We start from the raw sequence: 6,849 nt of genomic DNA on the forward strand, positions 1-6,849 counted from the left end.
CCATGTTACCGAACAAATCTGGGATTAATGGAGTTGCTCGCACCGTTAAGCGCGTTGCTCTTGGAGTAACATCCGTGGTTCTCTGTTGGAGCAGTTTGAACCTGGAGGGGAAAGCAAATGCTGCTCAGTTTTCCGTCTTGTGGTGGGACACAACACCCTGGTATCATGGTGTGCTTGCAGATAAACGTCGTCAAGAAATGTCTGATTTTCTAGATGATTTTGGCGGTGGAGACATCTTTGATACTACGTATATTTCCCACAAAACAGGTGGAGGACTGCAAGCCCATTTAGCCTCTCATAGCTATGATGTTGTGGTTTTAGATAGTCAGTATCATCCTTCTTATAGTCCTACTTTCCCATTTAATTCAGCAGATCAAGAAGCCCTAAAACAGCATTACACCCAGAAATCCAATTTGATGCTTGATGGAAGTCTCACTATTCGTAATTTGAAACATAACCTATTAACTGATTTTCCTGGGCCCAATAATGCCTTTGGTAACTTCACAGCGAATCAGGTTTACGCACTGGCTAGACGTGGAGGAGGTATTTTTATCGGTACTGATCATGACGCTTTTCAGGGCGATGGTAACTATATGCTTGATGGTCTCTTCCCAGAGCAACCAGCTAAGTTTAGTGGTATAACTTATCCTTCTACTGATGGGATATTCTACGGTGCAGACTTGCTCGATAGTGCGGTGGCTGTTGCACCTAATGATATCTTCGCTCATTGGGATAGTATTTCCACTCAAGGAGTTGCTCCCACTGGGGATTTTATCGATTTCTTGGGGAACTCTGTCACCCTTTACAGCCAAGTGGATGTTGCTAATAAACCGGGTGGGGGGCCAAAGTATTCCTATATTTCCACCAGTTGGAAACCCGATGAATGTGAAACTGCCGTTACCGGGACAAGTTCTGCCTGTAATCCGGAAAAAGTCCCCGAACCTTCTGCACTTTTGGGACTGTTAGCCGTTGGTGCAGTTGGTTCCCTGTTGAAGCGACGTTAACGTTCATACCGTAGGAGCGGGTTCACCCAGATTTAGGAAACCCACAAATCAATGACGTGAACCCGCCCGATCGCGGCGATAAATGATGATTAATTGGGGTTCTATTGGTGGGGTGAGGGCGGGTTTACAGAAGTTATTGGTGGGTATTGTAGATTTGGGTAAAACCCGCCCCTACGGGTTTATTTTTTCCCATTCATCATCAATTAAGCTGCAATTCCTTCGGCGATCAGATGAGTGACATCAGTTCTCTCGCTTGCATGTTCTAAGGTGATCGCACAAATATTTCCGCGATCATCAAATTCCAACAAAGTTGCTTCATCAACCTCTTGAGTATCGACGATGTTAGAGGCGTTGAATTCTAGATATAAGGTATCTGTATCTGGGAAGTATTGGATTTTCACGGCTTGAACCTCCGATCGAAAAATGCATTATGAACCGTTTCTTCATCGGGTAATAAAACGACGCGCAGGTATCGTCCTTGAGCTTCTGTAATTTGTGCCCATCGCCTAACTCTACCATCTGATTGTACTTGAGTCCGTTCAGGGTTCTCTATTACATATAGAATCCACTCGTCCTTAATAAACGAACGGTCTGGACGCTTTCTCACCGAGTCAAAGTATTCAGTCGTTTTCATAGGGTGAGAGGGTGAATTTCCTTAGAACTCCGATGGATTATCACTATGATGCAGCACTTTGCTCTGCTGAAGCGGTACATCTCGATCCCCCTATTCCCCATTCCCCATTCCCCATTCCCTATTCCCTCCCCATTCCCTGGTACTCTAGATCAAGTGAGTCTATCTGCAAAAAGAAATTATTATTAATGACCTCCTCTGCTACAACCCCTCCCCAAACTGTACGCCTGGGTTCCCGTAAAAGCCAACTTGCTCTGGTTCAAAGCGAATGGGTACAAGCTCAACTCCAGGCCCATCACCCCGATACCCAATTTGAGATTGAAACCATGAGTACCCAAGGGGATAAAATCCTGGATGTTCCCCTGGCGAAAATTGGCGATAAGGGGTTGTTTACTAAGGAACTGGAAGTGGGAATGCTCGCTAGAACAACGGATATGGCTGTGCATTCCCTGAAAGATTTACCGACCAATTTACCGGAAGGTTTGATGCTCGGTTGCGTGACGGAGAGGGAAAACCCGGCTGATGCGTTGGTGGTGAATGCTAAGTATGGGGATAAGAAATTGGAAACTCTCCCCGATGGTGCGGTAGTGGGTACGTCTTCTTTGCGGCGTTTGGCCCAATTGCGCCATCATTTCCCAAAACTGACGTTTAAGGATGTGCGGGGAAATTTGAATACTCGTCTGAAAAAGTTGGATGATGGGGAATATGATGCCCTGATTCTAGCAGCAGCGGGCTTAAAGCGCTTGGAAATGAGCGATCGCATTCAACAGGAGATTCCATCTGATATCTCTCTCCATGCTGTCGGACAAGGAGCATTGGGTATCGAATGCCGTCAGATTAATGACCAGGAAACCGAAGAAAATCTGAAGAAAGATCGGGCAGTGTTGGAGATTATTCAGGTGATTCAACATCAACCTACACTCTATCGCTGTTTGGCTGAACGGGCTTTTCTGCGGAGCTTAGAAGGGGGATGCCAAGTTCCCATTGGTGTGAATACGTCTATTGAAGGCGATCGCTTGACATTAGTCGGTATGGTAGCCAGTTTAGACGGTCAGCGCCTAATCCGCGACCAAATTACTGGCAGTTGTCAAGAAGCGGAACAACTGGGTACGAGTTTAGCCGAAGAGCTACGGGGACGTGGTGCAGGAGAGATCCTAGCGGAAATTCTCGCCCAAGTTGACCGCAGTTAATGCGCTAGGAGCTTGCCAAGCTAGTAGGGGCGAAAAATATGCAAGCCCCTACTGTCTTTGTAGCGCTTCAGTGCTATGGTAGCTCAGAGCGTTAAAGGGCTATAACAAACCTAAATTAGGCCATTCTTTACAGATTGGGATTGACTTGTACAATACAAGTGTTTCAAATGGCTTTGTGCATTCAATCCCTATGGCTAGAACAGAATCAACCATGTTGGCGTTAGGGACTCTAGCGCCTGACTTTCAGCTCCCAGACGTGGTCTCTGGACAAATTATTTCTTTAGAGAGTTTCACCCAGAAAAGAGCCTTATTGGTCATGTTTATTTGTAAACATTGTCCATTTGTAATCCACGTTCAAAACCAGTTGTCGAGTCTAGGGCAAGATTATCAAAATACGGATTTAGGAATCGTCGCGATTAGTGCTAATGATACCGTTAAATATCCTGAAGACTCCCCAGAATATTTAAAACAAATGGCTCAAAAATTGGGCTTTACATTTCCCGTTTGCTACGACGAAAGCCAGGAAATAGCCAAAACTTATACGGCTGCTTGCACTCCAGATTTTTTCCTTTTTGATGGCGATCGCCGCCTCGTTTACCGAGGTCAACTCGATGACTCTCGCCCCAGCACCAATATTGCGGTAACCGGTACAGATTTGAGGAAAGCGATCGATGCAACTTTAGCTGGACAACCTGTAGCTCCAGAACAAAAACCGAGTCTTGGTTGTAATATTAAGTGGAAACCAGGTAATGAACCCTCTTATTATGGTTAAGCTGATTACCAATGGGGAGACACGGAGGTAAGAAGATGGGCAGATATGGAGGACACCTATTAGCCATTAGCCATTACCGATTACCCATCACCAAACCTTTGAGAATTCTGGAAAACCGTTTAACCCAACTGTTCCTCTTAGCCATCTCCATGATGAGCTTTAGTGCGATCGGTTTAACCCTAGGAAGTGCCTTATTTTTACAACATGCGGGGGCATCTTCTTTGCCCCGATCTTATATGCTGATGGGTGTTGTTTCAATCCCGGTATATCTGGGATTATCACAAATTGTCGATCGCACCCATCGCCCCCGATTATTCCAGTATTTTCTCATCTTTGCCCTGGCATTAGCTCTATCCCTACGTCTACTCATTGTCTTCGATCGTCCCTGGGTTTACTTCGTTCTGTATATCAGCTTGTATATCCAATGGACTTTAGTGACCGAAGTTCTCTTTCCCAGCTTAGTAACCGATTACTTCACTACTTTAGACTGGAAGCGATATGCCCCCTCCCTAAGAATGGCAACCGCTTTAGGAGGCTTATTAGGGGGAGGATTAATCAGTATTCTCTCGCAAAAGGTTGTACCGGAAAATCTGATCTTAATTCTGCCCCTCTTTTATGCGCTCGTCTTTATTCAACTGCTCTATCTCGACCATACCCAAACTCCCATAGAATCCTCAGCTTCGCCTAATCGAGTCCAGTCTTCAACTCCCATTTCCCGGTTAGAAACCCTAAAAAAATATCCCATCATTGGCTTCTTAGCCACCAGCACTTTTTTAACGATTCTTTTGTATACGATTGGCGAATTCCTCTACTTTAGTATCTACGCCGAAAAGTTTACCAGCGATCGCCAACTCACCGGGTTTTTAGGAACGATGCGGATGATTAACAGCATCATTCCTTTTATTATCCTCTACCCCCTCACCCAACCCCTACTCAACCGGATTGGAGTAATGGGGATGAACCTGCTTTATCCCGTCACCACCTTCCTCAGCTTTCTGGGATTAGGTACTCAAGGGAATTTAATCAGTGCCATGGCGTGCAATTTTAACACCAATGGCATTGAAGATAGCATTAATCAACCCATTCAAAGCTTGAACTATAACGCAGTTCCCTATAATTTAGTCGGCCGCATTCGCACCATTAGCAATGGCTTATTTTATTCCCTGGGTCTAGCAATGGCTGGCATTTTGCTGTGGGGATTGGATCAATTCAGCCAGCTACAAATTGCTGAACTGGGTTTGGGATTAAGCCTCCTGTTTCTGCTGGTTCGCTATGCTATGGGCAAAAGCTATCTACAATCCTTGCTGAGTTTATTGCGATCGGGTTCTACCCAATGGCATGAGGTAGGAGTGGGATTACCCAAATTACCAGAACACTGCGAAACAGAAGTCCTTGAACTGCTCAAGAGCGAAGAAATCCAAAATCAAATCTTAGGTCTTTCCCTTGCCTCCTGCCTCAAACAACCCCAACAATTTTTGCCCGATATTCAACCCCTCTTTCTTCTTCATCATCGAGATCTTCATCCCCACCTAATTCAATTTTTCCAAAGCTGTCCTCATCCTCAGATGTTCAAATTTCTAGAGCATTTCCTGCAAAGCGAGAATCAAAGCCTACGCTTGTTAGCCCTAGAAGCGATTATTGCTAGTAAATACCGACTCCCTAACGAACAATTAGAAAAGCTCCACAAAAACCCCAATCTTCAACAAGAAGCGCTCCTGTGTGTTGCGTCTATTGAAGCCCGAAGTAAAAATCCAAAAATTCAGGAGAGCTGCAACCGCTTTTGGAATACTCCCCTAGATGAAACGACTAAACTGACCCTCATTCGAGCCATTCGCAGCACTAAAAATCGTCAATTCATTCCCTACCTGCAAAGGCTTTTGAAAGATGCTTCCTTAGAAGTCAGTCGTCAAGGATTGGATGTTTTAGCTCTACTGGCTCGCCCTGGAGAACAGGAGGTCGGGAAGTTAGCAGCAAGTCAATTAGCCAATGTCGATCCCTTATCTAGGGCAATTGCTTTTAAGGTGATGGGAGTGGTCAAAAGTCCCAGTTTGCTCCTTGATGTGGCGATGGGGCTGCAACATTCGAGTTTAGCCGTACGATTATGGGCTGCTAGTGCATTAGCCAATTATGGAGAAGCTAGCTTAAAGGTGGCTCGTGTCTATTTGTATTCCCCTCGCTATGAGGTGGTGGAAATGGCGATCGCCACGATAGCCAAAGTCGGAACTCGCCGCGCCATTAACCTCCTCTATGATTTTCTCAAACCAGATTGTAAAGGGGTTGCCCACACGCTATCCTGGATTAAGAGTATTCGACCCCATTCCCCCTATGCTCCTTTCCTAAAGACGATCCTTCAAGATTATCAAAAACGGGTGATTCAGCGTGTCTTTTATATCTTATCGGTACTCGATAACCAGAACACCATTAAACAGATTCAACCGCTCCTCACGAGTACCGATCCTCGTCTGAGAGCCAATGCTCTAGAAACGCTGATGTCAGTTAAACATCAACGATTTATCCGTCCTATCCTGCCTCTTTTAGAAGAAGACCAACCCTTCGTTTCTACTCCATCTTTATCAGAATCAGAATTAATTTATCAGTTGAGTGAACAGAGCGATCGCTGGTTACGCCTTGGTGCTTTATTGATGCTCTCAGGACTTCGAGTACACTCGACCACCAACCCCGATCTAATTCCCTCCCACTTACAAGAAGATCCAAACCCCCTGGTTCGTAGAATCGCCCAATCCCTCGCCACTAGACAACAAGAAGAAATTCCCCAACAGGACTGGTTCTTAAAACAACTCTTTTTCCTCAAAAGTACAGCCTTATTCCATATCCTTTCCCTGGATGAATTGGAAGAACTTAACCCTCTCTTTTATCCAGCACATTTACCCGCTCATGCTACCCTTTACGCGGGTGACCCCCATCAAGCAAAACTCTATCTGATTGCAGAAGGTCAAGTTACTTTATATTCCCATCCCAAACCTTCAGAAAGCCAGACCTTAACCCTGAGTGCTGGACAATATTTTGGCGAAATAGCTGCCTTGGAAAATATTTGGTATAAAATTGTTACTCAAACCCATTGCACATTTTTAACCCTATCGAGCAAACAGTTTGAGATCCTCATTGATCGCTGTCCTCGCCTTCTCTGGTGCCTCTCTCAACCACAGACGAGTTATATAGCAAAGAAAGGGAGAGTTAGGACAATATCTTAAAAGCTTCTATGATGGCATCATAAAGGGATTCACACTGGTT

6 protein-coding genes are annotated in these 6,849 nt (G+C 45.1%); 4 read left to right on the top strand and 2 right to left on the bottom strand.

Features of this window, described 5'->3' with window-relative positions; genetic code table 11:
• Nucleotides 1-2 precede the first annotated feature (2 nt).
• Nucleotides 3-1,004 carry a PEP-CTERM sorting domain-containing protein gene (locus J7529_RS18840; RefSeq protein ID WP_318730255.1) on the top strand — a complete coding sequence of 334 codons (1,002 nt, stop codon included), beginning with the start codon at nucleotides 3-5 and terminating at the stop codon, nucleotides 1,002-1,004.
• A 203-nt stretch (nucleotides 1,005-1,207) separates the two neighbouring features.
• On the opposite strand, the gene J7529_RS18845 is transcribed toward J7529_RS18840, so the two are convergent.
• Together J7529_RS18845 and J7529_RS18850 are read right to left on the bottom strand one after the other, a co-directional pair.
• Nucleotides 1,208-1,405, bottom strand: a complete 198-nt coding sequence (locus J7529_RS18845) for a DUF2283 domain-containing protein (protein ID WP_318730256.1) — start codon at nucleotides 1,403-1,405, stop codon at nucleotides 1,208-1,210.
• Nucleotides 1,402-1,638: a hypothetical protein gene (locus J7529_RS18850; RefSeq protein ID WP_283762146.1), complete on the bottom strand. Its 237-nt coding sequence runs from the start codon at nucleotides 1,636-1,638 to the stop codon at nucleotides 1,402-1,404. Before J7529_RS18850 ends, J7529_RS18845 begins: the two co-directional genes overlap by 4 nt.
• A 185-nt stretch (nucleotides 1,639-1,823) precedes the next feature.
• Between J7529_RS18850 and hemC the strand changes: the two genes are divergently transcribed.
• The 3 genes from hemC to J7529_RS18865 all read left to right on the top strand — a co-directional run bounded on the left by hemC (nucleotide 1,824) and on the right by J7529_RS18865 (nucleotide 6,809).
• Nucleotides 1,824-2,825, top strand: coding sequence for a hydroxymethylbilane synthase (gene hemC, locus J7529_RS18855; RefSeq protein WP_413038922.1), 1,002 nt, complete (start codon nucleotides 1,824-1,826; stop codon nucleotides 2,823-2,825).
• A 190-nt stretch (nucleotides 2,826-3,015) separates the two neighbouring features.
• Nucleotides 3,016-3,597, top strand: coding sequence for a thioredoxin family protein (locus J7529_RS18860; RefSeq protein WP_318730258.1), 582 nt, complete (start codon nucleotides 3,016-3,018; stop codon nucleotides 3,595-3,597).
• 35 nt (nucleotides 3,598-3,632) lie between these two features.
• Nucleotides 3,633-6,809, top strand: a complete 3,177-nt coding sequence (locus J7529_RS18865; protein ID WP_318730259.1) for a cyclic nucleotide-binding domain-containing protein — start codon at nucleotides 3,633-3,635, stop codon at nucleotides 6,807-6,809.
• The last annotated feature ends 40 nt before the right edge of the window (nucleotides 6,810-6,849 follow it).

Source organism: Roseofilum sp. Guam, from assembly GCF_017746735.1.
In the GTDB taxonomy this organism is placed as follows: Bacteria; Cyanobacteriota; Cyanobacteriia; order Cyanobacteriales; family Desertifilaceae; genus Roseofilum; species Roseofilum reptotaenium.